Below are 25910 nucleotides of genomic sequence, written 5' to 3'. Positions count from 1 at the left end.
GAAATCCGGAACTGGCTGTGAGGGTTCTGTTGCGTGCGGCGCTAGTTCAGCTTTCGGGCTGGGAGCCCTCGCTGGCGCTTGCTTCCAGCGCAGCCATCTTTTCCAGCATGGTTTCCAGTGCATCCAGTGTGGCGTCCAGCAGATCGGGGGGCAGCTCCTGCATGACTTCGCTGCGGACATCCGCCACGATGGTCTTGACGGTCTCGACCTGAAGCAGTCCGGCCGCCGTGAGCTGTATGCGCTTGACGCGCCGATCGGCATCGTCGATGCGCTCCACCCAGCCTTGGGCCTGAAGGCCGTCAATCAGTCGCACGATGGAAGAGCTGTCCAACGCCAGCGCCAGAGCAAGGTCCTTTTGCCGCATGGCACCCGCACTGCGCTCCAGGTGGACCAGGGGCAGCCACAGCGCCTGCGTCAGACCCAGGGGTGCCAGGACCTTGTCCAGCGTGCGGCGCCATTGCTTGTTGACCTGCGCCATGACGAACATGAGCTGGCGCTGACGACTGGACAGTGAGGCGGTGCTGGACATTCCGAATGCATTCAAATAGTTGGTATTCAAATTATTGCGCAAACAGTATTTATCTTGTTAACAGGGTTTTAGGCAAGGATGCTGTGACCTGCTGTCGTCGGACATGGCACCTTGTCAGGCGTGCGACGCATCGTCCAAACGGAGTGCGGATTTGCCTGTGATGCGAGCTGCTCCTGCTTGCCCAAGAATTTGCCGAAGCTGGCGGGAGAACTGCGGCAGAACGACCCCATCACCACAGGAGACAGACTCTATGCAAAACCCTGCGTGCATCCGCACCCACCACAGGCCAAACCGGCGTTTGATGAGCCTGGCCGTTGCAGGATTGCTGGGCTGGCTGTCCATGCCGGCGCTGGCTGGGCAGCATGTGGATGACGCCCATATCGAAGCCAATGCCAGGACCGGCAAGGACTGGCCCAGCCATGGGCTGAACTATCAGGAAAATCGCTTCAGCCCGCTCAAGCAGATCCACAGTGGCAATGTGGACCAACTGGGCCTGGCCTGGTCGTACAAGCTCGATTCGTCGCGCGGCGTGGAAGCCACCCCCATCGTGGTGAACGGCGTGATGTATGTTTCCGCCCCCTGGAGCGTGGTGCATGCGGTGGATGCGCGCACGGGCAAGGCGCTATGGACCTACGACCCACAGGTGCCGCGCGAGATGGCCTACAAGGGCTGCTGCGATGTGGTCAACCGCGGTGTGGCCGTCTACAAGGGCAAGGTGTTTGTGGCTGCCTTCGACGGGCGGCTGATTGCGCTGGACGCTGCCACGGGCCAGCAGGTCTGGTCCACGGACACCATAGACAACAAGAATTTTTCATACACCATCACGGGCGCTCCGCGAGCGTTCAAGGGCAAGGTCTATATCGGCAATGGCGGCGCCGAATATGGTGCTCGCGGTTATGTGACGGCCTATGACGCCGAGACCGGCAAGCAGGTTTGGCGCTTTTATACCGTGCCAGGCGATCCGGCTCGGGCTTATGAGAGCAAGGCGCTGGAGGAGGCGGCCAAAACCTGGGACCCGGCAGGCAGGTATTGGGAGAGCGGCGGTGGCGGAACGGTCTGGAACTCGCTGGTGTTCGATCCCGAACTCGATCAGATGTATATCGGCGTGGGCAATGGCTCACCCTGGGCGCACCGCAAGCGCAGTCCAGCGGGGGGAGACAACCTCTATCTGGGCTCCATCGTGGCGCTGGACCCGGACACGGGTGCCTACAAATGGCACTACCAGGAAACGCCGGGCGATAACTGGGACTTCACTTCTGCCCAGGATATCGTGCAGGCTGACATCAGAATTGACGGCAAGCTGCGCAAGGTATTGCTGCATGCGCCCAAGAACGGCTACTTTTTTGTGATCGACCGCCAGAGCGGAAAATTCATCTCCGCGAGGAACTTTGTGCCCGTGAACTGGGCCAGGGGCTATGACGGCAACGGCCGTCCCATCATGGAGGAGGCCGTGCGCAGAGCCAGCAAGGCCGAGATCATTCCCGGCCCTCTGGGGGCGCACAACTGGCATTCCATGGCCTATAGCCCGCAGACAGGGCTGGCCTATATTCCGGCCCAGCATATTCCCACGGCCATGGCCGACGATCCGAACTGGACCGGCTTCAACAGCAATACGCCGGGCCAGCTCATGAGCAATACCGGCTGGAATACGGGGCGCGTGATGCTGGAGCCCAGCAGCCTGCCCTTTGGTCGCCTGATCGCCTGGGACCCGGTGCGGCAAAAGGAAGCCTGGCATCAAAAGCATGTCTCGCCCTGGAATGGCGGAACGCTGGCGACGGCCGGCGATCTGGTCTTTCAGGGAACGGCCGACGCGCGGCTGGTGGCCTATCACGCCAGAAGCGGCAAAAAGCTCTGGGCGGCTCCCATGGGCAGCGGCGTGATTGCGGCACCGGTGAGCTATGAACTGGACGGCCGGCAATATGTCTCGATTGCAGTGGGCTGGGGTGGTGCTTTTGGCCTGGGTGACCGCGTGGCCGACTTCAAGAGCCCCGGCACGGTCTATACCTTTGTGCTGGGAGGCAAGGCCCCGATGCCGGAACGGGTGGCCTATCAGATGAATGCCCTGATCGGTGGGCTCAAGTACGACCAGCAACTGGTGCCGGCCGGTGCCGCACTCTACAACAGCAACTGCATTGCCTGTCACGGCTATCCTGGCATCAGCAAGGGCGGAGCCCTGCCCAGCCTGACCTATCTGCCTGCGGCCATGATTGACAATCTGGGCAGCTTCATCATCAACGGCCCGGCCACCTCGCGTGGCATGCCCGATTTTGCGGGCAAGCTCAGCGACGACGATGTGCAAAAGCTACGCGCCTTTATTCTCGCAATGGCCGATGCGGTAAGACCGGGCCTGCCGGCAGAAAAAGGCAGGTAAGCGCCGCCGACTCAGGACCGATCACGTGCAAACGCGAGCTCCCGGGCCGTCGCTCTTGCCTTAGAGGCCCAGCGACTTGAGCAGGTCGTCGGTGTCGCTGGAGGCTACAGCAGTATTGATAGCAGCAGGTGCTTGTCCAGATTGGGCTTCACGGGCCTGGGCCATGACAAGATCAGGGTCCGGTTTTTCCTGGGCCTCGAAGTCCTTGATCTTGATGAACTCCATGTGATCCACCGCCATCTCCAGATAGAAGATGTTGTTGTTGCCTGTGTAGAAGGTCACGCGGCGCGCTTCCGGGGCATCCAGATTGGCATCCACGCTCAGATTGACCTGCTTGTTCAGGCGGATCATCTTGGGCTGGCTTTGCGCGATATGGGTCTGCAGCTCGCGCTGCACCTTGCTGGTGAAGTCGCCAACGACCTGGTTCATCAGTTCGCCCATGACGTTGCTCACATCGTCCGAGGTATAGGAACTGGCCAGATCGCTCTCGGCCATGCCCATGGACAGCAGATAGCTGCGGTAGAGTTCCATGGCCGCATCGGCCGAGAAGTTGATGATGATGAGCGCAGAAAAGCCGCCATCGATCAGCACAAAGCAGCCGATATCGGGTTTGAGACTGGTCTTGGTGATGCGTTGCACCATGCCCGAGTACTGGATCGGGCACTGGGTGGCCACCTGCAGCACGCGCGAGACGGAGTTGCACAGGGCAATCAGCACATCTTCGGTGCCGTGGACGATGGGGGCGGTGGGTTGGCTCATGGCTGCATTGGTTCAAGAGATCGCTGATTATGTATGCAACACTTTGTTGCATAGAGATATCTGCAGCAATTGAAGGCTGCCGCTGTCTGTTAACGTGCCTGCTTTTGGAAAATCAGAGGTATTCATGCAGAGCAAGCTGTGGCGCCTGGCGGCCAGTGTCATTGTGGTGACGGGTTTGACCGCCTGTTCGAGCTTGTCCGGCATGACGGACAAGGTTTCCCAGACCTGGGACAAGACCTGGACCGGTCTGACGGGCAAGAAGCAGGCCCAGGCCCAGGCCCAGACCGAGGTCAGGCAGGCCGGCCCTGCCGCCGCAGGCCTCAAGCCTAGCGAGGAAAGCGGGCGCTGGCAGGGGCTGTACAGCCTGGACGGCGAGACGGCCCGGTTTCAGGAATGCGAAAGCGGCCAGATCATCGGCGTGCTGCCCGAGGGAGACAGCGTGCTGCTGGAGCAGGCCTATCTGAACACGCGCAGCAGCGCCACTGTCGCCATGCTGGCCGAGGTACAGGGCAGGGTGGTGGAGCGAGCCGTGGCTGATCCGGTGCTGGCTCGACAGGGGCGCAAGATGTTGGCGCTGCGGGTGGAGCGCTTTGTCGCCCTGTCCAGCCAGGCGGCCTGCCGCAATGCCAAGGCCAACTGGTAGGCAGCGGCCCGCTGCCGAAAGCACTTTTGATAGCTGCCAGCGCTTTGTCATAAAGCGCTGTAGCCGTTTTTGATCCTTATCTGGCAGCGGCGCGCGCCTGCTCCAGCCAGCTGTCAAAAGTCTGCTGATGGGCCTTGATCCAGCCGTCCACATGGCGGCTGACGTCGGCCGAGCTGCTCTCGCCCTGGCGCATGCGCATGTTCTGGGCATTGATGTCCTCGATGGGCAGCTGCATCACGGCAAACAGTTTGGCAGCGGCCGGATTTTTCTCGGCCCAGGCCTTGTTGGCCAGGATGTATTGCTGATTGAGCTGGAAGCCGTAGTTCTTGCCATTGGGTAGCTGGGTCTGGTCCTCGCCCTGTGCCCCGGGGACATTGGGTACCTCCAGCCAGCTGACCTCCTTGCCCGGGCGCAGCACGGTGTTCACCCAGAACGGGGTCCAGACGTAGTAGAGAATGGGCTTGCCGCTTTTGTAGCGGGTGATGGTGTCGGCAATCAAGGCCTGGTAATTGCCTTGCCTGTGGGTAATGCTGGACTCCAGATCCAGTCCCTTGAGATGTTTGTTGATGGCCAGCTCGCAGCCCCAGCCGGGGTTGCAGCCCGTCAGGTCGGCCTTGCCGTCGCCGTCGGTGTCGAACAGCGCCGCCAGCTTGGGGTCCTTGAGCTGCGTGATGCTGGTGATCCGGTACTTCTCGGCCGTGGCCTTGTCGATCAGATAGCCTTGGACCGCATTGCGCGAATAGGTGCCAGAGCGATAGAAGGCCTTGTCTGCGCCATTGTTCTCATAGAAGGCACGGTGCAGAGGCATCCAGTGAGTCGCGGTAAAGGTGGCATCGCCCTGGGCCACGGCCACATGCTGGGTGCCGTTTTCCAGGCTCTTGACGGGCTGTACCCGGTAGCCCAGCTTCTCCAGAGCACGCGAAACCAGCAGGGTCTGGAACATTTCCTCATCCACCGTGCCCTTGAGCGGTTGCACCGAGACGCCTTTGCCGGGCAGATCGCCAGAGCTCGTTTGTGCTTGAGCGGCAGCAGCACCAAAGCTCAGCAAGGCGATGGCAACCAGATAGCGGTATCGGGGCTGCAGGGTTGGGAGAGGGGAATGTGCGGGCGTGTCGCGGTGCATGAGTACTCCTTGGATGCTGGGTGCCTACCCCGAAATCGGCATGAAAAAAGCGAGAGGGTTGATGAAAGAAACGGCGCCCGAACCCGGTTCGGTGCGCCGTTGGCGAATCAGGATTTCAGGGCTGCGGCCTTGGCCTGGACAATCCAGGCGTCAAAAGTCTTCTGGTGGCCCTTGATCCAGGCGTCCACATGGCGGTGGATATCGGCGGGCTTGCTTTCCCCTTCGCGCAGCAGCTGGTTCTGGCGGCTGATGTCGCTGATGGGAATCTGCATGATCTCGAATAGCTTGCCGGCAGCGGGGTTCTGTTCGACCCAGAGCTTGTTGGCCACGATGTACTCGTTGTTGAGCGGAAAGCCGTAGTTGCGGCCATTGGGCAGCCGGGTGTCGGTGCCGGCCTGCACGCCGGGCATGGAGGAGCGCGGTACTTGCAGCCACACCACTTCCTGGCCGGGGCGCAGCACATTGCTGAGCCAGTACGGTGTCCAGGCGTAGTACAGCACGGGCTTGCCGGCCTTGAAGCGCGCCAGCGTGTCGGCAATCAGGGCCGGATAGTTGCCCTGTGTGTAGCTGACGGTGCTTTCCAGACCGAAAGCCTTGATCTGGTGGGCCACCACGGCCTCGCCGCCCCAGCCGGCGTTGGGGCCGATCAGATTGGCCTTGCCGTCGCCGTCGATATCGAACAGGGCTGCCAGTCCAGGATCCTTGAGCTGGTCGAGATGGGTGATCTTGTGTTCGTCGGCCGTCTTCTTGTCGATCATGTAGCCCTGGGCCGCACCGGCTGCATACACGCCCTTGCGCGAGAGCTTGGCGTCGCCGCCGGCCTGCTGATAGAACTCGGCGTGGTGCGGGTTCCAGTGGTTGGCCATGAAACTGGCATCGCCATTGGCCACGGCCACGTGGATCAGCGGGTAGTCCAGCTCTTCCCAGGGCTTGACGGTGTAGCCCAGTTGCTGCAGCGCCTTCATCACCAGCAGCGTCTGGAAGTTCTCCTCGGCCAGAGCGCTCTTGACGGGCAACACGGTGATGCCTTTGCCCGGAAGCGCATCGCCAGACACATTCTGGCCGGCTGCCCAGCTTGGTGACTGACCCAGACTCAGCGCTGCGGCTCCGGCCGTGCCCAGCAGCAGCTGGCGCCTGGCGCGTCGGTTTGGGGTCGGGGTCTGCACAGACTTGCTCATTGTTCTTGTCTCTCCTTGGCTTGGGTGGGCCTGCGGCCCGATTGCAAATGACACCCCACGCTCCCCACTGCGTGTGGTTCGCTGCCCCTCCAGGAGGGGCGTTTTATCTTGGGGCGGCCCGGTGATAAAAAAACGGCGGCCGCCGTAGCGGTCGCCGTGATTCGGGGATTGTGATCAGGACTTCTTGGCAGCCGCCAGCGCCTGGCTGATCCAGCCGTCGAAAGTCTTCTGATGGGCCTTGATCCAGCCGTCGGTGTGACGCTCGATGTCGGAGGCCTTGTTCTGGCCCTGGCTCATCATGTAGTTCTGGGCGTTGATGTCGCCCACGGGCAGCTTGATGATTTCAAACAGCTTGGCTGCCGCAGGGTTTTGCTCGGCCCAGGCCTTGTTGGCCACGATTTGCTGGTTGTTGGCAATGAAGCCGTAGTTCTTGCCGTTGGCCAGCTTGGTGTCGGTGCCGGACTGTTCGCCGGGTAGCGCGGAGAACGGAACCTCCAGCCACACCACGTCCTTGCCGGGCTTGAGGACATTGCTCACCCAGTAGGGCGTCCAGGTGTAGTAGAGGATGGGCTTGCCGGCCTTGTAGCGCGTGATGGTGTCGGCCATCAGCGCCGAATAGGTGCCTTGCTTGTGAGTGACGGTGTCGCGCAGCTTGTAGGCGCCAAGCTGGTGCTCGATCATGGCTTCGCAGCCCCAGCCCGGCGTGCAGCCCGTCAGATCGGCCTTGCCGTCACCGTCTGTGTCGAAGAGCTTGGCAATTTCGGGGCTCTTGAGCTGACCCAGATTCGTGATCTTGTACGCATCGGCCGTCTTCTTGTCGATCAGATAGCCCTGGGCCGCATTGGCCGAGAACACGCCCTTGCGGTAGAGCTTGGCGTCGCCGCCCGCATTCTTGTAGTAGTCGGCGTGCAGCGGGTTCCAGTGATTGGCCATGAAGGTGGCATCGCCGTTGGCCAGTGCAATATGGGCCGTGGGGTATTCCACTTCCTTCATGGGCTGGACCTCGTAGCCCAGCTTTTCCAGGGCCTTCATGACGAGCTGGGTCTGGAAGGCTTCTTCGGCAATCGAGCTCTTGAGCGGCTGGACCTTGACGCCCTTGCCAGGAAGCTCGTCGGCAGCGAAAGCAGCGGTGCTCACCATGGACAGGGCCATGGAGGCTGCGGCTGTGCTGGCAAGCAGCCAGTGGCCCAGGCCATGGCGGATGCTGGCAGTGTTGGTGGCTGTATTCATGCGTTCTCCTTGTTCTTGATTCAGATCGTTGCTGGCTTGGTGGCTTCGCTGCCGGGCTTGGGAGCCGGTGCCGAACGCTTGTTGCCCAGCAGACGCACGGCCAGACCAGCTGGGCCGGTGGCCCACCAGCGGGCACTGCCGCGCTTGGGCTCGCCCATGGCCTGGGTGATGCGGTCCAGCACGATGGCCAGCAGCACGATGCCCAGGCCGCCGACGGTGGCCAGACCCATGTCCAGACGGCCGATGCCGCGCAGCACCATCTGGCCCAGACCGCCGACGGCGATCATGGAAGCAATCACCACCATGGACAGGGACAGCATCAGCGCCTGGTTGATACCGGCCATGATGGAGGGCATGGCCAGCGGCAGCTGGACTTTCCACAGCAACTGGGCGGGCGATGCACCGTAGGCACGGCTTGCCTCGATCAGGTCGGGACGTACCTGGCGAATGCCCAGGTTGGTCAGGCGGATCAGCGGCGGCAGGGCAAACACAATCGTCACGATCACTCCGGGCACATTGCCAATGCCGAACAGCATGACCACCGGCACCAGATACACGAAGGCCGGTGTGGTCTGCATGGCGTCCAATAGTGGGCGCGTCCAGCGCTGGGCACGGTCGCTGCTGGCCAGCAAGATGCCGACGGGCAGGCCGATCACGATGCAGAAGAACAGCGAGGTCAGCACCAGGGCCAGCGTGACCATGGCTTCGGACCAGATGCCCAGCAGGGCAACAATCAGCAGCGAAACTGCCGAGCCAATGGCTAGCTTGCGGCCTGCAAACTGCCAGGCCAGCAGGGCAATCAGCAGCACCAGTGCGGGCATGGGGATGGTCTGCAGCACATCGGTCACACCGTTGAGCGTGGCGTCGATGGGGGTACGAACAGCCTGGAAGAAGGGGCGGAAATGATCAACCACCCAGGTGAGGCCGTTGTTGATCGAGTCCTGCACGGGCAGGCCTTCGGTGGTGATCTGGTGCCAGAGCTGGCCTATGCCGCCGTCATGCTCGGGCACATCGGTGGGCGAGGGAGCGCTGAGCCAGTCGGTGCTGCTGGCCTGGCTGGCAGCATCGCCGCTGCTCCAGGCATCGGTGCTTGAGCCGGCATCCGCATCGGCATAGGAGGCAGCCCAGGGATCGGCATCTGCTGCCGAGCTAGTGACATTGGCGCTGGCCGGCTCGGTGGCGGGCGCAGAGGCTGCGGCCCACGGGTCGTCAAAAGCCGTGCTGGTGGTTTCTGTGTTGGGGTTGTTCAGTGCGTTATCGTTCAAATCGGCTCCCTTCTTTTATTGCGCTGCGTGCTGGGCAGCTTGCGTGTTGGACTTGGGCTGGAAGTGCTGGTCCAGCTTGATGGGCGGAATTTCCTTCTGGGGTGGCGGCACCGGCGGGGTGGCTCGATCCAGGAACTTGAGCATGGTGGTGCGACTGATAACGCCCAGGTATTTGCCTTCTTCATCCACCACAGGCAGCGGGTAGGCCGGAGTGGCCACGGTGCCGAACAGCTCGGCCACCGGCGTGCTGCTGGCGATGGGCTTCACATCGGAGATAAAGGCGTGCTTGAGGCCCAGCATTCCCTCGTGGCCGTGCAGCGCATCGCGCAGCGACTGCGACGAGACCACGCCCAGAAAGCGCTTGCGTGCATTGAGCACATAGGCGTAATCGCGGTCGGAGTCCTCCAGCAGGCGAAGCGCGGCGCGGCAACCGCGGTCGCTGTGCTCTGAAATCACGGTCAGCGCCTGGCGAGCGATGTCGGAGGCCTTGAATACGGCTGCCGCATCCACGCCCTGAATGAAGGTGCGCACATAGTCGTTGGCGGGATTGCGCAGAATCTCGTCGGGCGTGCCGACCTGCTGGACCATGCCGTCCTTCATGATGGCGATGCGGTCGCCAATGCGCATGGCTTCGTCCAGATCGTGAGAGATGAAGACGATGGTGCGGCGCTTGATTTCCTGCAGACGCAACAGTTCGGACTGCATCTCGGTGCGGATAATGGGGTCCAGTGCAGAGAAGGCCTCGTCCATCAGCAAAATGGACGGGTCGGAGGCCAGCGCGCGGGCCAGGCCCACGCGCTGCTGCATGCCGCCGGAGAGCTCGTCCGGATAGCTGGCGCCCCAGGCACCTAGGCCTACCTGCTCCAGGGCATCCTGCGCCTGCTGCTGGCGCGTGGCGCGGTCCACGCCGGCCAGCTCCAGACCAAAGGCCGTGTTGTCCAGCACCGTGAGGTGGGGCATGAGGGCAAAGGACTGGAACACCATGGAGATGTCCTTGCGGCGCAGCGCGCGCAGTTCCTTGTCATTGAGCGTATTGATGTCCTGGCCGTCGACCAGGATGCGGCCGCTGGTGGGCTCGATCAGGCGATTGAGCATGCGCACCAGGGTGGACTTGCCCGAGCCCGACAGGCCCATGACCACAAAGATTTCACCGGCCTCGATGGTGAAGTCGGCGTCGAACACGCCGATGGATTGCCCGGTCTGGGCGAGGATCTCCTGCTTGCTCCGGCCCTGTTTCACCAGGTTGAGCGCGGTTTTCGGATCGTTGCCGAAGACCTTGAAGACATGATCGATAGCGATTTGCTTGGCCACTGTGGCGTTCTCCTTTTTGATGAGATGGAACACAGTCCAGCGCCCACAGCCGGCAATGCCGGTGGGCGCTGGCGCACAAGCCAAAATAAAAGCCCTGATGCCGCAGCTCAGCCCGGCCTTGTGGACAGGGCTGCGCAATGCAGATGGCGCAGCGATGGCGCCGAGTTTTCAGCCCGGATGGCACAGCCAGGTGTGCGCAAGAGCTGGCAAATTGGAAGAAGCAGCTGGCTGACAGAGCGGGTACCGACTGGCACGCGTCTGCACGGCTTCTTGTCAGGCCAACCCCGGCAATATCGGCCGGGGAGAGCCCCCTACATCAGGGCCGTGTTTCGGCCCGGTTGACGGGGCTGCGCCAAAGAGCGGCAAGCGCTCATGAATTGACACAACGATCCGCCGGGAAGTGAGTCAACCGCATCTCAACAATGCGGTGACGACCTGCACGGCAGGTTGTAAATGACTTTTTAATATATCGAATTGGGTTTTATGCGTCAAATCAAACTGTAAGCTTTGCCGCCCGCATCCGCCGGAAATAGCGCCATTGAAACATTTGCATACGCAAAAACAGGAGGTGCAAGTGCTTGATAGATAAGGCGTGGCAGCCTACCGAGGGCTTTTTTTTTGCCGGTTGTCAGCTTTTGACGCGTTTTGCCGCTGCCATGGGCATGAAAAAAGCCCCTTCATGGCCAACCATGCGGGGCTTTTTGGGGAGGACGTGTTGTCTCAATGATGAGCGCTTTGGGTGAGCTTGTCGGTCAGCGCAATGGCCAGGGCGCTGAGCAGGAAGACCACGTGGATGATGGTCTGCCACATCAGCACCTGCACTTCATAGCTGCCGGCGTTGATAAAGCTTTTGAGCAGGTGGATGGAGCTGATGCCGATGATGGACAGCGCCAGCTTGACCTTGAGTACCGAGGCATTCACATGGCTCAGCCACTCGGGCTGGTCGGGGTGGGATTCCAGGCCCATGCGGCTGACAAAGGTTTCATAGCCACCCACGATGACCATGATCAGCAGGTTGGAGATCATGACCACATCGATCAAGGCCAGTACCACCAGCATGATGATGGTTTCGTTCAGATGGGTGATCTGGACATCGCTTTTGTAGCCAATATTGGTGATCAGGGCATGCAGGGCTTCCTGATTGCCGAAGACGGCCTCCACCAGATGCCAGAGCTCCAGCAGAAAGTGCCAGACATAGACACCTTGGGCGGCAATCAGACCCAGGTACAGCGGCAGCTGCAGCCAGCGGCTGGCAAAGATCAGCGAGGGCAGGGGGCGCAATGCGCCAGAGGGCTGGAAGCCGCCATGCGGCGTGTGGTGGGTGGGGTTGCCTGCTTCGTCGGAAGGGGTGCGGCTCATGATGTGTGCTCGGGGCGGACTGTATGCGATGGGTGGGCAACGGGATGCCGCCACCTTGTAAGACTGGTTTTGCTGGGGCCGCGTCCCGGACTGCCTGCGCCTTCGAGAGCAGGCCGTAATGTGGGCTCAGGCCTCTGCAGCAGCAGGTGCGCGATTCTAAGGGTTTGTTCCAGGGTGTTTTGAAAAAAATGCAAGCAAATCAACACCAAGCAGGCACTTTCTGCTGCAAAAATGGGAGCGAATGACGGGCTTGACGGCGCGCAAAAGCCGCTTCTCAATTTCAGTCAGTGGGGTGTAAGACCGAGCCTTGACAGTACACCCACAATTATTTCATTGCTTATGCATCAGGAGACAAAACGATGAGCGCTGCGACATCAACCATCGAATCCGTGCTGGTGGAAAACCGTGTGTTCCCGCCCCCTGCGGATTTCGCCGCCAAGGCCCGCATCTCGGGCATGGCGCAATACCAGGCCCTGTGCGATGAAGCCGAGCGCGACTATGAAGGCTATTGGGCACGGCTGGCCCGCGAGAACGTGCAGTGGACCAAGCCCTTCACGCAGGTGCTGGACCAGAGCAACCCGCCTTTCTATAAATGGTTTGCCGACGGCGAGCTCAACGCCAGCGCCAACTGCCTGGACAAGCACATGGGCACGCCCGTGGAGAACAAGACGGCCATCATCTTTGAAGCAGACGGCGGCGAGGTCACCAAGGTCACTTACAAAGAGTTGCTCGCCCGTGTGAGCCAGTTCGCCAATGCGCTCAAGGCGCGCGGCGTGCAAAAGGGCGATCGCGTGCTGATCTACATGCCCATGACCATCGAGGGTGTGGTAGCCATGCAGGCCTGTGCACGCATCGGCGCCACGCATTCCGTGGTGTTCGGCGGTTTCTCGGCCAAGGCCGTACAGGAGCGCATTGTGGACGTGGGTGCCAGTCTGGTCGTCACTTCCAACTACCAGATGCGCGGCGGCAAGGAGTTGCCGCTCAAGGCCATCGTCGACGACGCGCTTGCGCTGGGCGGCTGCGAAGCCGTCAAGAGCGTGCTGGTCTATGAGCGCACGGCCACTGCCTGCAATATGGTCGCGGGCCGCGACATCAGCTTCACCGAGGCATTGGCCGGCCAGTCCACCGAGTGCGAAGCCGTGCCCGTCAATGCCGAGCACCCGCTCTTCATCCTCTACACCAGCGGCTCCACCGGCAAGCCCAAGGGCGTGCAGCATGCCACCGGCGGCTATGTGCTGTGGGCCAAGCAGACCTTCGAATGGACTTTCGATGCCAGGGACAGCGATGTCTTCTGGTGCACGGCCGATATCGGCTGGATCACCGGCCACAGCTATGTGGCCTATGGCCCGCTGGCGGCCGGTGCCACGCAGATCGTCTTCGAAGGCGTGCCGACCTTCCCCAATGCGGGCCGCTTCTGGCAGATGATAGAGCGCCACCAGTGCAGCATCTTCTACACGGCACCCACGGCCATACGCTCGCTGATCAAGGCGGCGGACTCCGACCCCAGCGTCCACCCGAAGAACTGGAATCTGTCCAGCCTGCGTCTGCTGGGTTCGGTGGGCGAGCCCATTAATCCCGAGGCCTGGATGTGGTATCACAAGCATGTGGGCGGCGAGCGCTGCCCCATCGTGGATACCTTCTGGCAGACCGAGAACGGCGGCCATATGATCACGCCGCTGCCCGGTGCCACGCCTCTGGTGCCCGGCTCCTGCACCCTACCCCTGCCCGGCATCACGGCGGCCATCGTCGACGAGTCCGGTAACGAGATCCCCAATGGCGCCGGCGGCATCCTGGTGGTGAAGAAGCCCTGGCCCTCGATGATTCGCACCATCTGGGGCGACCCCGAGCGCTTCAAGAAGAGCTACTTCCCCGAAGAGCTCAAGGGCTATTACCTGGCCGGCGACGGCGCCGTGCGCAGCGAGGATCGCGGCTATTTCCGCATCACGGGCCGTATCGACGATGTGCTCAATGTCTCGGGCCACCGCATGGGCACCATGGAAATCGAGTCGGCCCTGGTGGCCAAGACCGATCTGGTGGCCGAGGCCGCCGTGGTCGGCCGTCCCGACGACCTGACCGGCGAAGCCATCTGCGCCTTTGTGGTGCTCAAGCGCGGCAAGCCCACGGGCGAGGAAGCCAGGCAGATTGCGACCGAGCTGCGCAACTGGGTGGCCAAGGAGATCGGCCCGATTGCCAAGCCCAAGGACATCCGCTTCGGCGACAACCTGCCCAAGACCCGCAGCGGCAAGATCATGCGCCGCCTGCTGCGCTCGCTGGCCAAGGGAGAAGCGATTACCCAGGACACCAGCACTCTGGAGAATCCCGCGATCCTCGAGCAATTGTCGGAGACCAATTGAGCCGGCGCATGCCGCTGATCTGAACGCATCATGACGACAGGGCCGCTGGCAACAGCGGCTTTGCCATTTCTGGCGCTTGCTGACGCAAGCCGATGCGATCTTGGGTTAAAACAAGGCATTCCGGAGTACAAGGAGAAGAGCATGAACTTTCGCACCATCTGCATTGCCATCATCGTGGCCCTGATTGCCGTGTTGGCAGCCTTCAACTGGACGGCGCTGTCCACACCTGCAACGGTTTCGCTGGGCCTGACCGAAATCCAGGCACCGCTGGGCGTGCTCATGCTGGCGCTGACGATTTTGCTGAGCGTGTTCTTCATCGCCTATGTGCTGTGGATGCAAGGCTCGGTGCTGCTGGAGGCACGCCGCCACGCCAAGGAGATGCAGGCCCAGCGCGATCTGGCCGACAAGGCCGAGGCTTCGCGTTTCACGGAGCTGCGCAGCGTGCTCGAAGCCTTGCATGCCAGGGACAAGGAAGAGGTGATGGCTCGGCTCGATGTGCTGGAAGCGCATCTGGTGCAGCGCGCCCAGGAGTCGGACAACAGCACGGCAGCCTATGTGGGGCAGCTGGAACAGCAGGTGCACCAGATCAATCGCTGATGCCTCAATACTGATAGCCTCAATCGCTTTGCCTACAAGCGATTGAGGCGTATTCGGCATGAAAAAGCCGCTGCACTGCAGCGGCTTTTTCACGCAGGCGAACCGAATTACTTCTTGTCGTTGCCCAGCTGTGGCAGGGCGTTGGCGCTGCTCACGCTCAGCAGGCCGGCTTGCGAGTAGATGGCCAGCTTGGCGCGGGTGTCGATCAGGTCCAGGTTGCGCATGGTCAGCTGACCGATGCGGTCGATGGGGCTGAAAGGCGCGTCTTCGACCTTTTCCATGGACAGACGCTCGGGAGCGTAAGTCAGGTTGGGCGACTCGGTGTTCAGGATGGAGTAGTCGTTGCCGCGGCGCAGTTCCAGCGTCACGGTGCCGGTCACGGCGCGGGCCACCCAGCGCTGCGAAGATTCGCGCAGCATGATGGCCTGGGGGTCGAACCAGCGGCCCTGGTACAGCAGACGGCCCAGGCGCAGGCCGTTGATGCGGTACTGCTCGATGGTGTCCTCGTTGTGGATGCCGGTCACCAGACGCTCGTAGGCAATGTGCAGCAGGGCCATGCCGGGGGCTTCGTAGATGCCGCGGCTCTTGGCTTCGATGATGCGGTTCTCGATCTGGTCGCTCATGCCCAGGCCGTGGCGGCCGCCGATGCGGTTCAGCTCCAGGAAGACTTCCACGGCATCGGTGTATTCCTTGCCGTTGATGGCCACGGGGCGGCCTTCTTCGAAGGTGATGGAGACTTCTTCTGCCTTGACTTCAACTTCGGGCTTCCAGAAAGCCACGCCCATGATGGGGTTCACGATGCGGATGCCAGAATTCAGGAACTCCAGGTCCTTGGCTTCGTGGGTGGCGCCCAGCATATTGGAATCGGTGGAATAGGCCTTCTCGGCCGACATCTTGTAGCCGAAACCTTCCTTGGTCATGAAGGCCGACATTTCTGCACGGCCGCCCAGCTCGTCGATGAAGTTGCTGTCCAGCCAGGGCTTGTAGATCTTCAGCGCGGGATTGGTGAGCAGACCGTAGCGGTAGAAGCGCTCGATGTCGTTGCCCTTGAAGGTCGAGCCGTCGCCCCAGATGTTGACGTCGTCTTCCTTCATGGCGGCCACCAGCATGGTGCCGGTCACGGCACGGCCCAGGGGCGTGGTGTTGAAGTAGGTGATGCCGCCGGTGGAAATGTGGAAAGCGCCGGACTGGATGGCGGCAATGCCTTCGTTGGCCAACTGGGGACGGCAGTCGATCAGACGGGCCTTTTCTGCGCCATATTCCATCGCCTTGCGGGGGATTTCGTCGTAATCGGCTTCGTCGGGCTGACCCAGGTTGGCCGTGTAGGCGTAGGGCAGGGCACCCTTGTTCTTCATCCAGCGCAGAGCGGCAGAAGTGTCCAGGCCGCCGGAGAAGGCGATGCCGACCTTCTGGCCGACGGGAACATGTTGCAGAATGGTTTCCATGAGATTTCTCTTCAAAGTGATAGCTGCAATCGCTTGATGGGTAAACGATTGGGGCTGAAAAGGCTTGAAATTCTCGGGTCTGGCCCGAAGCCGGGCCAGGCGCGGATCAGGCGTAGTGGCAGATGTAGTGGTAAGCCTCGGTCACGCGGATGTCGAACTTGGAGTTCGCGGGAATCTGGAAGCTCTCGCCGGCCGAGGACTTCTTCCACTCGTCGCCGCCGTCGAGCTTGTATTCGCAGGAGCCGCCCACGCATTCCATGATTTCTGCGGCTGCGGTGCCAAAGGTCAGCGTTGCAGGCAGCACCACGCCCACCGACTTCTTGGTGCCGTCGGCCAGCGTGAAGCTGTGGCTGACGCACTTGCCGTCAAAGTAAACATTGGCCTTGGTGGTGAGGCTGACGCCTGCGATGGTTTCGGTGGTCATGGAAGAGGTACGCTGTGCGTGGTCGAAGATCAAAAGCATCGATTTTAGGCCACGGGATTTGCACCTGCGCGAATGCCCAGCAAAGGCAGGAAAAACAAGAGCCCCGTGACGGGGCTCCTGAGCGGCTCGCAAGGCCGGATCGGCTTGGATCAGCGGCGCCAGCCATGGCCGCCGTGGCCACCGTGCCAGCCCGGACGGTAGCCGGGTCGGTAGTAATGGGGGCGGGTGGCGTAATAGGCGCCCGCACCAATGGCTGCGCCGATCAGCAGCGGCGCCACATAGTCAGACGCCGAGTAGGTCGAGCCTACCGAGTAGGTGGGCGCCACGGGCTGAGGGGCGTAATAGCCGCTGTCGTAGTTCTGCGGATAGCTGGTGCTGTAGGCGCCCTGAGGAGGCGTCTGGGTGCTGTAGTAGCCGTCGTTGCTGTAGACCGGGTCGTTGGCCACGGGTTGCACATTCAGCGCAATCCATTGGCCGGGCGGGTTGGCGGTCTGCGTGGTGTAGTTGCGACCGTTGTACTCATAGGTCACGTTGTAGCCCACGGTACGGTTCTGGTAGAAGGTCTGCGTGCTGCACTGGCGCATGTTCTGGTACTGCACCGGGCCCGAGGCTTCGGCCTGATTGCCGAGCATGGCACCGCCGACCACGCCGGCTGCCGTGGCCGCAGCACGGCCGCCACCGCCACCGATGGCATTGCCTATCAGGCCGCCGGCAATGGCTCCGACCACGGCACCTGCACCGGTGGGGCGAGGAGCGACCGCCACCGGCTGGTCGCTGCAGACCTGCTGCGGCACGGCGACCTGCTGGGTGATGGGGGTCGAGGACAGCACGCGACCGCGCTCCTGGGCATAGGCCCCGGTGGCGGCCACGGCGGTCAAAGTCAAAACTGCCAGAGTTTTCATCAACATCTCTCCTGTCTCTGAAGCTTTAACGCATCAGATCACCGAAAAGTTTAGGGGATCTGCGTAAATTCAAGCACTCGGCACCGTAAAACTAGGTAAAGCCATGTGTAAATGTGAGCGTTTGCTTATGTGTTTTGCAGCGTATCCCATTCATCGGCCTTGAAACCGACGGTGATTTTCCCGTCGGCCCATTCCACCACGGGTCGCTTGATGGTGCTGGCGTGCTCCTGCATCACGGCGGCGGCACTGGGCGCATCCACGGCAGAGGCCTTTGTCGCGTCATCGAGCTTGCGCCAGGTCGTGCCCTGGCGGTTGAGCAGCTTTTCCCAGCCCAGAGCCTGCATCCACTGGGGCAGACGCTCGGCGGGAACGCCTTGTTTCTTGAAGTCGTGGAATTGGTAAGTAATACCTTGCTCACTGAGCCAGCTGCGTGCTTTCTTGACGGTGTCGCAATTGGGGATGCCGTAGACGGTGGTGATCTTGCTCATGGTGTTCGGTAGCGGTGAAACGGTTGGAGTCAGATGTAACGCATTTGCCAAGTGCCGGCAGCCATAGGGCCTCTGACAGTGGGCGACAATAGCGCCCAGTATGCACACCATATTCCCCACCTTGGATGCCTGGCTGGCTTATTGCGAGCGCCTGCATCCCCAGAACATCGCCCTGGGTCTGGATCGCGTGCGTGAAGTCGCACAGCGCATGGGCCTGCAATTCGACTGCCCCGTCATCACGGTGGCCGGCACCAATGGCAAGGGTTCGACCTGTGCCATGCTGGAGGCCGTGGCCCTGCAGTCCGGCTATCGCCCCGGTGTCTATACCTCGCCGCATCTGGTTCACTTTGAAGAGCGCTGCCGTGTGGGCGGCGAGATCGTCAAGGCCGAGGAGCTGATACCGCATTTCGAGGCGGTGGAGCAGGCCAGGGTGAAGGAAGGGCAAGAGGTTGCACTCACTTACTTCGAGTTCACCACGCTGGCGATATTGCGCCTGATGAGTCTGTCCAGGCTGGATGTGGCGATTCTGGAAGTGGGTCTGGGAGGCCGGCTCGATGCCACCAATATCATCGATGCCGACTGCGCCATCATCACCAGCATCGATCTCGATCACATGGAACTGTTGGGCCCCGATCGCGAAAGCATTGGCCGGGAAAAAGCCGGCATCATGCGTGCCGGTCGTCCCGTCATCGTCAGCGACCCCGTGCCGCCGCAAAGCGTGATCGATCACGCGGCCGAAATCGGTGCCGACCTCTGGCGCTTCGGCAAGGATTTCAACTACGACGGCGACAAGCAGCAATGGGGCTGGGCTGGCCGTGGCCGCCGCTATGCGGGGCTGGCCTATCCGGCGCTGCGCGGCGCCAATCAGCTGATGAATGCTTCCGGCGTGCTGGCCGCCTATGAAGCCATTCGCGGCAAGCTGCCAGTGACGGCGCAGGCCGTGCGCACGGGCTTGTCCATGGTGGAGCTGCCCGGTCGCTTCCAGATCGTTCCCGGTCAGCCCACGCTGGTGCTGGATGTGGCGCACAACCCGCATTCGGTGGCGGCACTCACGGCGAATCTCGATGCCATGGGTTACTTCCCGACCACGCATGCCGTATTCGGTGCCATGGCCGACAAGGACTGGGAGCCCATGCTCACCAAGGTGGGGCCGCTGGTCGACCGCTGGTATTTCACCGATCTGCCCACGCCGCGTGCGGATTCTGCGGAAAACCTCAAGGCCAAGCTGCAGCAACTGCAGGCCCAAGGCGTGATCCGCAAAGATGTGAGCATGCAGACCTTTGCCAATCCCCAGCAGGCCCTGGATGCAGCAGTCGCGGCAACGGAGGCGGCTGATAGAATCGTGGTCTTTGGATCGTTCTTCACTGTGGGCGGAGTGTTGCAAAACGGCACGCCTCGTCTGAACGCCAAACACCTGGCTCACTGAGTCAGCGGTCTGCCGTCCTGGCTTTTGCCGGGTGGCAGGCCTCAACAAGTCCTCACTCATGGCATTTTTCAATTTCCGTTGGCCTGGCAAAAAAGACGAAGCCGAGTCCGTGGCCGGAGCCAAGCGCCCCAGTCGCCTGGCCCAGGGCGAAAGCGTGGAAGCCATGCGCCGCCGCGCACGTCATCGTCTCATCGGGGCGGCCGTGCTGGTGCTGATCGGTGTGGTGGGCTTCCCGCTGCTGTTCGACACGCAGCCACGTCCCATTCCGGTCAATATCCCGATTGAAATTCCCGATCAGGCCAATTCGGCCCCTGAGGTCGTGCCTGGCACCCAGGTGGCGAGCCAGACGGCTGCACCGTCAGGGCGTGTTGCTGCCAATGCTTCTCTGGATGATGGCGAAGAAGTGCTTGCGCCTTCGGCCAGGCCTGCAGCTCCTGCGGCGGCCGCTGTGGCGCCTGCTGCGCCGGTGGTCGGGGCTGCAGTCACTGCGGCTGCCGTCGGCACTGCCGCTGCGGTGGCATCTCAGGTCAAGCCCGAGCCCAAACCAGAGGTCAAACCTCAGCCCAAGCCGGAGCCCAAACCGGAGCCCAAACCGGAAGTAAAGCCCGAGCGCAAGCCGGAACCGAAGCCTGAAAAACCCAAGGCCGAGGTCAAGCCAGAGGTCAAACCTGAGGTCAAGAAGCCGGAAGTCAAACCCGAGCCCAAGCACAAGCCTGAAGCACCCAAGGTGGACGAGGCCGCCCGTGCCCGTGCACTGCTGGAGGGGCGCAGTACCTCGGAAGCAGCACCGGCCAAGGAGGCTGCAGCGACTAACGAGCGCTTTATCGTTCAGATCGGCGCCTTTGCTGAAGTCGGCAAGGCCAACGAAATCAAGGGCAAGCTGGGGACCGGAGCCTTTACCCAGACCGTGGATACCAAGGACGGCAAGCGCACACGTGTTCGCATGGGGCCTTTCAAGAGCCGCGAAGAAGCCGAGAAGGCTGCCGCCAGAGCCAAGGCCCTGGGTTTGCCGGCATCGGTGTTCAAGGCTTGAGACCGGTTTTCCGGCAACGGTTTGATTGATGAGCACGCTGGACTGGATTTTTGTGGTCGTTGTGCTGGGCTCCTTGTTGCTGGGGGCCTGGCGCGGTCTGGTCTATGAAGTCCTGTCCTTGCTGGGCTGGCTGGTAGCCTTCATGGTCGCGCGGACCTGGGCGCAAGAGGTGGCGGTGTGGCTGCCGCTGGATGGCTGGGACATGCAGCTGCGTTATGCGGCGGGCTTTGTGCTGCTGCTGGTGGGGTCCATGTTTGCCTGGGGAGTGATCTCCTGGCTGTCCAAGCAGTTGATTGAAGCCGTGGGTCTGAGGCCTGTGGATCGCACCCTGGGCGCATTGTTCGGTGTCTTGCGTGGTGGCCTGCTGCTGCTGGTGCTGGCTCTGGTGATCCAGTACACGCCGCTGCACAAGGCTTTGTGGTGGCAGGACTCGATGCTGGCGCCCTGGTTGATTGAGGCGCTGGGCTGGGTGCTGCCGGCTCTGCCAGAGGAGTGGGGGCAGTATCTGCCCAAGGCTTCCTCTTGAAGCGAAGTTTTTTGCCGCAATTTACCTAAGGGTTGAAAGTGGCTAAGGTGCTTGCTGTAAAACGCAGTGGGTGCTGACGAGAGTTTGGTGTTGGCGTGATCCGCCATGCCGGATATCAAAGCGCAGGCTAGCCAATGGGTGGCGAAGCAGGCGAGTGTGGCGAAGGGCGACTTTCGCGAACAGATGGAACGCAACTATGTGTGGAATCGTTGGTGTGGTGAGCACCACACCCGTGAATCAGCTGATTTATGACGCTTTGCTGCTGCTGCAGCACCGTGGGCAGGATGCAGCCGGCATCGTGACCCAGCAGGAACGCAAGTTCTTCATGCACAAGGCCAAGGGCATGGTGAAGGATGTGTTCCGCACCCGCAATATGCGTGCTCTGCCCGGTGATGTGGGTCTGGGTCAGGTGCGTTATCCCACGGCGGGCAATGCCTCCAGCGAGGAAGAGGCTCAGCCCTTCTACGTGAATGCGCCCTTCGGCATCGTCATGGTGCACAACGGCAACCTCACCAATGCCAAGCAGCTGCGTCGCGAACTGGCGGATACCGACCATCGCCACACCAACACCGAAAGCGACTCCGAGGTCCTGCTCAACGTGCTGGCGCACGAGATCGGTCGCGCCTCCAGCGGCGCTCCGCTGCAGAGCGAGGAAATCTTCAAGGCCGTGCGTGCGGTGCACAAGCGCATCAAGGGCTCTTACGCCGTGATCGCGCTGATCGCCGGCTACGGCCTGCTGGCCTTCCGCGATCCCTTCGGCATTCGTCCGCTGTGCATGGGGCGCGGCAATGATGGCACCATCATGCTGGCCAGCGAGTCCGTGGCGCTGGAAGGTACGACCCATCAGTTCGAGCGCGACATCGCTCCCGGCGAAGCGATCTTCGTGCACAACGACGGCCGCGTCGAGAGCCAGCAATGCGCTGAAAAGACCCAGCTCAATCCCTGCGTGTTCGAGTATGTGTATCTGCACGTCCCGACTCCACCATGGATGGCATTTCGGTCTATCAGGCTCGCCTGAACATGGGGGAAACGCTGGCCAAGCGCGTGATCTCCATGGTGCCGCCCAATGAAATCGATGCGGTGATTCCCATTCCCGAATCGAGCCGCCCCAGCGCCATGCAATTGGCACAGTTGCTGGGCAAGCCCTATCGCGAAGGTTTTGTGAAGAACCGCTATGTGGGCCGTACCTTCATCATGCCGGGTCAGGGCGCTCGCAAGAAGTCGGTGCGCCAGAAGCTCAACGCCATCAGCAGCGAGTTCAAGGGCCGCAATGTGCTGTTGGTCGATGACTCCATCGTGCGCGGCACCACCTCCAAGGAAATCGTGCAGATGGCGCGCGATGCAGGTGCCAACAAGGTGTATCTGGCCTCCGCTGCGCCCCCCGTGCGTCACCCCAATGTGTACGGCATCGATATGCCCACGCGCTCCGAGCTGGTGGCTCACGGCCGCACGGTCGAGGAAATTCGCCAGGTCATCGGCTGCGACGCGCTGATCTATCAGGACGTGGAAGCCATGAAGCAGGCCGTGGGCAAGATCAATGCCCAGGTAAGCGGTTTCGAGGCCTCGTGTTTCGACGGCATCTACATCACCGGCGATATCTCCGATGAAGAGGTGACGGCGCTCAACGAAGGCCGCAACCGCGGCAGCGAAGAGGAGAGCGAAGACACTTCGCGCCTGTCCCTGCCGAATGCTCAGGAAAGCTGAGCGCTGGCGTTAAAGCGCAGCGAATGACCGAGTCGGAAAGGGTTGCTTAGGCAACCCTTTTCATTCGGGAGGACAATGGCAGAGCTGTGCGGTCGGTATGCTCTTTAAAAGTGAGCTGTTGACGTATGCTCATTAAGGGTTTGAGCCTGATACGACTCAAATTTCATGATGTGCGAGCAAAGCATATTCAAAGACCGGCACGGCGAGTGCCGCCGGTCAAGCTGGTAGAGCAGCATGCGTGCGGGCCTGATTGGCGGTCTGCAGCGGACTCATGACCGGTACCAACCATCTGGATTTGACGATTGTGACCAACAAGACATTACCCGAAGGTTTGCATCCTGAAACTCTGGCCGTGCGCGAAGCGGTCGAGCGCAGTCAGTGGGGCGAGCATTGCGAAGCCCTGTACATGACCAGCAGCTTTGTGCAGCCCGATGCGGCGACCGCAGCGCGCCGCTTTGCCAATGAAGAGCCGGGCTTCACCTACAGCCGCACTGGCAACCCCACGGTCACCAGCTTTGAAAAGCGTCTGGCGGCCATGGAAGGCACGGAATGTGCGGTAGCGACCTCCACCGGCATGTCGGCCATCTTGCTGGTGGCGCTGACGGCGCTCAAGACGGGCGATCATGTGATCTGCTCGCAGTCCATGTTCGGCTCCACCATCAAGCTGCTGGGAACCGAAATGGCACGCTTCGGCGTGGAAACCACGTTTGTCTCGCAGACCGATATCGAAGCCTGGAAGGCGGCCATCAAGCCCAACACGCGCATGCTGTTTGCCGAGACGCCCACCAACCCGCTGACCGATCTCTGCGACATCGCCGCACTGGCCGAGCTGGCGCACGCCAACAACGCGCTGCTGGCCGTGGACAACAGCTTCGCCACTCCCGTGCTGCAGCAGCCCGTGAAGTTCGGCGCCGACCTCGTCGTGCACTCGGGCACCAAGTTCCTTGACGGCCAAGGCCGCGTCATGGCCGGTGCGGTTTGCGGCACCATTGCCCTCGTGGACAAGGTCATGGGCACTTTCTTGCGCAGCGGCGGTCTGAACATTGCTCCCTACAATGCCTGGACGGTGATGAAGGGTCTGGAAACCCTGGCTTTGCGCGTCAAGGCGCAAAGCGCAGCAGCGCTGGAGTTTGCCGCCTGGCTGGAAGCCCATCCCAAGGTGGCGCGTGTGTACTACCCGGGCCTCAAGAGCCATCCTCAGCACGAGCTGGCCATGCGCCAGCAAAATGGCATGGGCGGTGCGGTGCTGGCCTTCGATGTGGTGGGCGAGGGTGCCGAGCAACTGCGTGCCAATGCCTTCCATGTCGTGGACAGCACGCGTCTGTGCTCGATTACGGCCAACCTCGGTGATGTGAAGACCACCATCACCCATCCGGCCAGCACCTCGCATGGTCGTCTGACCGAGGACCAGCGTCAGGCTGCCGGCGTGGGTCAGGGTCTGATTCGTATTTCCGTGGGTCTTGAGCATCTGGAAGACCTCAAGGTCGACCTGGCTCGCGGACTGGATACGCTGTGAAACACTCCCTGAGTCGCTTCGCGCCTTCCCCTTCCTGGGGGACTATGCCTGCGCTGCGAGGCGGCTCTTGCTCGGCATCTCTGGCCGAGACTGCGTGCGTATCAAGCGCCGCAGCCTTGGCGCGGGGAATGTCGTACAAGGATTTCTGATATGACAAACAACAAAATTCGCACCCGCTTTGCCCCTTCGCCCACGGGTTTCATCCATCTGGGCAATATTCGTTCGGCCCTCTATCCTTGGGCGTTTGCGCGCGCCAATGGCGGCGACTTCGTGCTGCGCATCGAGGACACCGATCTGGAGCGTTCCACCCAGGCTTCCGTGGACGTGATCCTGGAAGGCATGGAGTGGCTGCAACTCGACCATGACGAAGGCCCGTTCTACCAGATGCAGCGCATGGATCGCTACAAGCAGGTGCTGGCGACCTTGCAGGAAAAAGGCTATGTCTACCCCTGCTATATGAGCATGGAGGAACTGGACGCGCTGCGTGAAAAGCAGATGGCTGCCAAGGAAAAGCCCCGCTATGACGGCACATGGCGTCCCGAGGAGGGCAAGGTCCTGCCCGCGATTCCCGAAGGCGTGAAGCCCGTGCTGCGCTTCAAGACTCCGCAAACCGGTGTGGTGGGCTGGGACGACAAGTGCAAGGGTCGTATCGAGTTCCAGAACTCCGAGCTCGACGATCTGGTGATTGCCCGACCCGACGGCACGCCCACGTACAACTTCTGCGTCTGCGTGGACGACATGGACATGAACATCACCCATGTCATCCGTGGCGACGACCATGTGAACAACACGCCGCGCCAGATTCACATCTTTGAAGCGCTGGGTGCCACCGTGCCTACCTTTGCCCACCTGCCCACCGTGCTCAACGAGCAAGGTGAAAAGATGAGCAAGCGCAACGGTGCCAAGGCCGTGACCCAGTACCGCGATGAAGGCTATCTGCCCGATGCCATGGTGAACTATCTGGCCCGCCTGGGCTGGAGCCATGGCGACGACGAAATCTTCAGTCGCGCCCAGTTCCTGGAGTGGTTCAACCTGGATCACCTGGGCCGCAGTGCCGGCCAGTTTGACGAAGCCAAGCTGCGCTGGGTCAATGCCCAGCATCTGAAGGCCATGGACGACGCCGAGCTGGCCCAGTTGGTCAAGCCCTTTGTCGTCAAGGCGGGCGTGGCCGAGAGCCTGATCGACGCCGATGACCGTCTGGTGCGCATTGCTGCCTTGTTCAAGGACCGTTGCGAGACCTTGGTGGATCTGGCCAACTGGGCCAAGGTCTTCTATGCGGACAGCGTGGAGCGCAATGCGGAAGACTACGCCAAGCATGTGACCGAGGCGGCCAACCCCGTGCTGGATGCATTTGCGGCCGTGGTGGAAAACGTGGAATGGACCAAGGAAGCCATTGCGGCTGCGATCAAGGAGCTGCTCAAGGCGCAGGGCGTGAAGATGCCCGTGCTGGCCATGCCCGTACGTGTTCTGACCGTGGGCACGGCCCATACTCCCTCGGTCGATGCGGTGCTGGAATTGCTCGGACGTGAAAAAGTTATCGCGCGTTTGAAAAATCGCTAAAAACCTGTCTATAATTCGAGTCTCTGCAAAACGCGACTGATTAAAAGGTTGTCTTGCAGGGAGTTTTTGGGGGTATAGCTCAGCTGGGAGAGCGCTTGCATGGCATGCAAGAGGTCATCGGTTCGATCCCGTTTACCTCCACCAAAATTAATGACGGCGAGTCGCAA

General features: G+C 61.5%; 22 protein-coding genes, 1 tRNA gene and 1 pseudogene. 12 read left to right on the top strand and 12 right to left on the bottom strand.

Translation table 11 applies throughout. The features are described 5' to 3' along the window. Positions 1-46: 46 nt before the first annotated feature. Positions 47-529: a MarR family winged helix-turn-helix transcriptional regulator gene (locus tag V8Z78_RS15085; RefSeq protein WP_003061063.1), complete on the bottom strand. Its 483-nt coding sequence runs from the start codon at positions 527-529 to the stop codon at positions 47-49. Between the two features lie 301 nt (positions 530-830). On the opposite strand from V8Z78_RS15085, the gene V8Z78_RS15080 reads away from it, so the two are divergent. Further along, positions 831-2900, top strand: a complete 2070-nt coding sequence (locus V8Z78_RS15080) for a PQQ-dependent dehydrogenase, methanol/ethanol family (RefSeq protein ID WP_502878852.1) — start codon at positions 831-833, stop codon at positions 2898-2900. A gap of 60 nt (positions 2901-2960) precedes the next feature. Here the strand turns inward: V8Z78_RS15080 and V8Z78_RS15075 are convergent, their stop codons facing one another. Next, positions 2961-3659: a DUF3334 family protein gene (locus V8Z78_RS15075; protein WP_003061066.1), complete on the bottom strand. Its 699-nt coding sequence runs from the start codon at positions 3657-3659 to the stop codon at positions 2961-2963. A gap of 124 nt (positions 3660-3783) precedes the next feature. Between V8Z78_RS15075 and V8Z78_RS15070 the strand changes: the two genes are divergently transcribed. Further along, positions 3784-4302, top strand: a complete 519-nt coding sequence (locus tag V8Z78_RS15070; RefSeq protein WP_349731621.1) for a hypothetical protein — start codon at positions 3784-3786, stop codon at positions 4300-4302. Between the two features lie 76 nt (positions 4303-4378). Here the strand turns inward: V8Z78_RS15070 and proX (V8Z78_RS15065) are convergent, their stop codons facing one another. The 6 genes from proX (V8Z78_RS15065) to V8Z78_RS15040 all read right to left on the bottom strand — a co-directional run bounded on the left by proX (V8Z78_RS15065) (position 4379) and on the right by V8Z78_RS15040 (position 11768). Then, the gene (proX, locus tag V8Z78_RS15065; RefSeq protein WP_349731620.1) at positions 4379-5425 is read right to left on the bottom strand and encodes a glycine betaine/L-proline ABC transporter substrate-binding protein ProX; all 1047 of its coding nucleotides are present in this window, start codon (positions 5423-5425) and stop codon (positions 4379-4381) included. A 107-nt stretch (positions 5426-5532) separates the two neighbouring features. Continuing rightward, positions 5533-6603: a glycine betaine/L-proline ABC transporter substrate-binding protein ProX gene (gene proX / locus V8Z78_RS15060; RefSeq protein ID WP_057091865.1), complete on the bottom strand. Its 1071-nt coding sequence runs from the start codon at positions 6601-6603 to the stop codon at positions 5533-5535. Between the two features lie 174 nt (positions 6604-6777). After that, entirely contained in the window at positions 6778-7833 is a 1056-nt protein-coding gene (proX, locus tag V8Z78_RS15055; protein WP_057091866.1) for a glycine betaine/L-proline ABC transporter substrate-binding protein ProX, read from the bottom strand. A 20-nt stretch (positions 7834-7853) separates the two neighbouring features. Beyond that, positions 7854-9098: a glycine betaine/L-proline ABC transporter permease ProW gene (proW, locus tag V8Z78_RS15050; protein ID WP_012837572.1), complete on the bottom strand. Its 1245-nt coding sequence runs from the start codon at positions 9096-9098 to the stop codon at positions 7854-7856. A 15-nt stretch (positions 9099-9113) separates the two neighbouring features. Next, on the bottom strand, positions 9114-10409 hold the full coding sequence (gene proV / locus V8Z78_RS15045; protein WP_145914893.1) for a glycine betaine/L-proline ABC transporter ATP-binding protein ProV: 1296 nt from the start codon (positions 10407-10409) through the stop codon (positions 9114-9116). 720 nt (positions 10410-11129) lie between these two features. After that, positions 11130-11768 carry a YqhA family protein gene (locus tag V8Z78_RS15040; protein ID WP_349731619.1) on the bottom strand — a complete coding sequence of 213 codons (639 nt, stop codon included), beginning with the start codon at positions 11766-11768 and terminating at the stop codon, positions 11130-11132. 359 nt (positions 11769-12127) lie between these two features. Between V8Z78_RS15040 and acs the strand changes: the two genes are divergently transcribed. Both acs and V8Z78_RS15030 read left to right on the top strand, forming a co-directional pair. Further along, entirely contained in the window at positions 12128-14122 is a 1995-nt protein-coding gene (gene acs, locus V8Z78_RS15035) for an acetate--CoA ligase (RefSeq protein ID WP_349731618.1), read from the top strand. Positions 14123-14263: 141 nt separating this feature from the next. Further along, positions 14264-14719, top strand: a complete 456-nt coding sequence (locus V8Z78_RS15030) for a hypothetical protein (protein ID WP_003057208.1) — start codon at positions 14264-14266, stop codon at positions 14717-14719. 107 nt (positions 14720-14826) lie between these two features. Here V8Z78_RS15030 and argG read toward each other — a convergent pair whose 3' ends face one another. The 4 genes from argG to V8Z78_RS15010 all read right to left on the bottom strand — a co-directional run bounded on the left by argG (position 14827) and on the right by V8Z78_RS15010 (position 17978). Beyond that, positions 14827-16164 carry an argininosuccinate synthase gene (gene argG / locus V8Z78_RS15025; protein ID WP_003057205.1) on the bottom strand — a complete coding sequence of 446 codons (1338 nt, stop codon included), beginning with the start codon at positions 16162-16164 and terminating at the stop codon, positions 14827-14829. Positions 16165-16270: 106 nt separating this feature from the next. Beyond that, entirely contained in the window at positions 16271-16588 is a 318-nt protein-coding gene (gene ppnP / locus V8Z78_RS15020; RefSeq protein WP_349731703.1) for a pyrimidine/purine nucleoside phosphorylase, read from the bottom strand. Positions 16589-16737: 149 nt separating this feature from the next. Continuing rightward, entirely contained in the window at positions 16738-17490 is a 753-nt protein-coding gene (locus V8Z78_RS15015) for a glycine zipper 2TM domain-containing protein (protein ID WP_012837577.1), read from the bottom strand. 125 nt (positions 17491-17615) lie between these two features. Then, positions 17616-17978: an ArsC family reductase gene (locus V8Z78_RS15010; protein WP_003061086.1), complete on the bottom strand. Its 363-nt coding sequence runs from the start codon at positions 17976-17978 to the stop codon at positions 17616-17618. 100 nt (positions 17979-18078) lie between these two features. Between V8Z78_RS15010 and folC the strand changes: the two genes are divergently transcribed. The 8 genes and pseudogenes from folC to V8Z78_RS14970 all read left to right on the top strand — a co-directional run bounded on the left by folC (position 18079) and on the right by V8Z78_RS14970 (position 25887). After that, positions 18079-19404 (top strand): bifunctional tetrahydrofolate synthase/dihydrofolate synthase, encoded by a 1326-nt coding sequence (gene folC / locus V8Z78_RS15005; protein ID WP_057091868.1) that lies wholly within the window; start codon positions 18079-18081, stop codon positions 19402-19404. 58 nt (positions 19405-19462) lie between these two features. Continuing rightward, positions 19463-20437, top strand: a complete 975-nt coding sequence (locus V8Z78_RS15000; protein ID WP_057091869.1) for an SPOR domain-containing protein — start codon at positions 19463-19465, stop codon at positions 20435-20437. A gap of 28 nt (positions 20438-20465) precedes the next feature. Next, positions 20466-20963, top strand: a complete 498-nt coding sequence (locus V8Z78_RS14995) for a CvpA family protein (protein WP_057091870.1) — start codon at positions 20466-20468, stop codon at positions 20961-20963. A 105-nt stretch (positions 20964-21068) separates the two neighbouring features. Continuing rightward, complete coding sequence (locus V8Z78_RS14990; RefSeq protein ID WP_003057184.1) at positions 21069-21215, top strand: hypothetical protein; 147 nt, start codon at positions 21069-21071, stop codon at positions 21213-21215. Then, a pseudogene (gene purF / locus V8Z78_RS14985) lies at positions 21160-22667 on the top strand (amidophosphoribosyltransferase). The gene V8Z78_RS14990 and the pseudogene purF overlap by 56 nt, the downstream one beginning before the upstream one ends. A gap of 304 nt (positions 22668-22971) precedes the next feature. Further along, positions 22972-24183: an O-succinylhomoserine sulfhydrylase gene (locus V8Z78_RS14980; protein ID WP_003061097.1), complete on the top strand. Its 1212-nt coding sequence runs from the start codon at positions 22972-22974 to the stop codon at positions 24181-24183. A gap of 150 nt (positions 24184-24333) precedes the next feature. Continuing rightward, the gene (gltX, locus tag V8Z78_RS14975) at positions 24334-25743 is read left to right on the top strand and encodes a glutamate--tRNA ligase (protein ID WP_179625746.1); all 1410 of its coding nucleotides are present in this window, start codon (positions 24334-24336) and stop codon (positions 25741-25743) included. A 68-nt stretch (positions 25744-25811) separates the two neighbouring features. Continuing rightward, positions 25812-25887, top strand: a tRNA-Ala gene (locus tag V8Z78_RS14970). Positions 25888-25910 lie beyond the last annotated feature (23 nt).

Origin of the sequence: Comamonas sp. wu1-DMT, assembly GCF_040187805.1 — a bacterium.
Classification (GTDB): domain Bacteria; phylum Pseudomonadota; class Gammaproteobacteria; order Burkholderiales; family Burkholderiaceae_C; genus Comamonas; species Comamonas thiooxydans.
The sequence above is the reverse complement of the archived record's forward strand: the minus strand, read 5'-3'. Positions and strand labels throughout refer to the sequence as shown.

What these genes read in the sequence shown, in the direction of transcription:
- V8Z78_RS15085 (WP_003061063.1), bottom strand. Translation starts at nt 529, where the DNA reads ATGTCCAGCACCGCCTCACTGTCCAGTCGTCAGCGCCAGCTCATGTTC.
- V8Z78_RS15080 (WP_502878852.1), top strand. Translation starts at nt 831, where the DNA reads ATGAGCCTGGCCGTTGCAGGATTGCTGGGCTGGCTGTCCATGCCGGCG.
- V8Z78_RS15075 (WP_003061066.1), bottom strand. Translation starts at nt 3,659, where the DNA reads ATGAGCCAACCCACCGCCCCCATCGTCCACGGCACCGAAGATGTGCTG.
- V8Z78_RS15070 (WP_349731621.1), top strand. Translation starts at nt 3,784, where the DNA reads ATGCAGAGCAAGCTGTGGCGCCTGGCGGCCAGTGTCATTGTGGTGACG.
- proX (WP_349731620.1), bottom strand. Translation starts at nt 5,425, where the DNA reads ATGCACCGCGACACGCCCGCACATTCCCCTCTCCCAACCCTGCAGCCC.
- proX (WP_057091865.1), bottom strand. Translation starts at nt 6,603, where the DNA reads ATGAGCAAGTCTGTGCAGACCCCGACCCCAAACCGACGCGCCAGGCGC.
- proX (WP_057091866.1), bottom strand. Translation starts at nt 7,833, where the DNA reads ATGAATACAGCCACCAACACTGCCAGCATCCGCCATGGCCTGGGCCAC.
- V8Z78_RS15040 (WP_349731619.1), bottom strand. Translation starts at nt 11,768, where the DNA reads ATGAGCCGCACCCCTTCCGACGAAGCAGGCAACCCCACCCACCACACG.
- acs (WP_349731618.1), top strand. Translation starts at nt 12,128, where the DNA reads ATGAGCGCTGCGACATCAACCATCGAATCCGTGCTGGTGGAAAACCGT.
- V8Z78_RS15030 (WP_003057208.1), top strand. Translation starts at nt 14,264, where the DNA reads ATGAACTTTCGCACCATCTGCATTGCCATCATCGTGGCCCTGATTGCC.
- argG (WP_003057205.1), bottom strand. Translation starts at nt 16,164, where the DNA reads ATGGAAACCATTCTGCAACATGTTCCCGTCGGCCAGAAGGTCGGCATC.
- ppnP (WP_349731703.1), bottom strand. Translation starts at nt 16,588, where the DNA reads ATGACCACCGAAACCATCGCAGGCGTCAGCCTCACCACCAAGGCCAAT.
- V8Z78_RS15015 (WP_012837577.1), bottom strand. Translation starts at nt 17,490, where the DNA reads ATGAAAACTCTGGCAGTTTTGACTTTGACCGCCGTGGCCGCCACCGGG.
- V8Z78_RS15010 (WP_003061086.1), bottom strand. Translation starts at nt 17,978, where the DNA reads ATGAGCAAGATCACCACCGTCTACGGCATCCCCAATTGCGACACCGTC.
- folC (WP_057091868.1), top strand. Translation starts at nt 18,079, where the DNA reads ATGCACACCATATTCCCCACCTTGGATGCCTGGCTGGCTTATTGCGAG.
- V8Z78_RS15000 (WP_057091869.1), top strand. Translation starts at nt 19,463, where the DNA reads ATGGCATTTTTCAATTTCCGTTGGCCTGGCAAAAAAGACGAAGCCGAG.
- V8Z78_RS14995 (WP_057091870.1), top strand. Translation starts at nt 20,466, where the DNA reads ATGAGCACGCTGGACTGGATTTTTGTGGTCGTTGTGCTGGGCTCCTTG.
- V8Z78_RS14990 (WP_003057184.1), top strand. Translation starts at nt 21,069, where the DNA reads ATGCCGGATATCAAAGCGCAGGCTAGCCAATGGGTGGCGAAGCAGGCG.
- gltX (WP_179625746.1), top strand. Translation starts at nt 24,334, where the DNA reads ATGACAAACAACAAAATTCGCACCCGCTTTGCCCCTTCGCCCACGGGT.